This window comes from Streptomyces synnematoformans (assembly GCF_039531005.1).
Classification (GTDB): domain Bacteria; phylum Actinomycetota; class Actinomycetes; order Streptomycetales; family Streptomycetaceae; genus Streptomyces; species Streptomyces synnematoformans.
Genome location: NZ_BAAAPF010000606.1, coordinates 1016 through 1816 on the forward strand (window position 1 = coordinate 1016; position 801 = coordinate 1816).

General features: G+C 74.0%; 1 protein-coding gene. It reads left to right on the forward strand.

Going from position 1 to position 801, the window contains the following annotated elements; genetic code table 11:
• Window positions 1-85: 85 nt before the first annotated feature.
• The gene (locus ABD317_RS36480) at window positions 86-748 is read left to right on the forward strand and encodes an FCD domain-containing protein (protein ID WP_027756862.1); all 663 of its coding nucleotides are present in this window, start codon (window positions 86-88) and stop codon (window positions 746-748) included.
• Window positions 749-801: the final 53 nt, after the last annotated feature.

Consider the following 801-nt stretch of genomic DNA (forward strand, 5'->3'; position numbering starts at 1 on the left):
GCGTCCCCTGGCGCCTCCCGGCACCCCCTGTCCGTATCGCGGACGGCGGCGACGTACGCATACGTGTTGTATCTATGCTGTGCGCATGCCTCCGAGCCCCGCCGCCGCGGCCAAGTCCGCCCCCGCCGCCGACCGCGTCTACGCCCACGTCAAGCAAGGCGTGCTGGAACGGCGTTACGAAGGCGGCACGATGCTCACCGAGGGCGAGCTGGCCGAGGCGGTCGGGGTCTCCCGCACGCCCGTGCGCGAGGCGCTGCTGCGGCTGCAGGCCGAGGGGCTGCTGGAGCTGTACCCGAAAAAGGGCGCCTTCGTGCTGCCGGTCTCCGCGCAGGAGATCGCCGACGTCGTCGAGACCCGGTTGCTCGTCGAGGAGCACGCCGCCCGCCGGTCCGTACCCGCGCCCGCGCCGCTGCTCACCCGGCTCGAAGAGCTGCTGGCGGAGCAGCGCCGGCACGTCGAGGCCGACGACCGCGCCGCCGCCGCGGCCACCGACCGCTGCTTTCACGCGACGATCGTCCGCAACGCCGGCAACGACATCCTCGTCCGTCTCTACGACCAACTCCGCGACCGCCAGCTCCGTATGGGCGTCGCGCTCATGAACGCCCAGCCCGGCCGCATGCACCGCTCGCTGACCGAGCACGCCGAGATCCTCTCGGCGCTGCGCAGCGGCAGCGCCGACACGGCCGCCGCGGCGGTGCACGGGCACGTCGCCTCCGTACGGGACCTGCTACGCGGGGACATGCGATGACCGCTGTCAGCGCGGGCGGCCCGGGCGCGGACCGCCCGGGACGCGGTGGCAGC

Coding starts and splice junctions, on each gene's coding strand:
- ABD317_RS36480 (WP_027756862.1), top strand. CDS start 86: ATGCCTCCGAGCCCCGCCGCCGCGGCCAAGTCCGCCCCCGCCGCCGAC.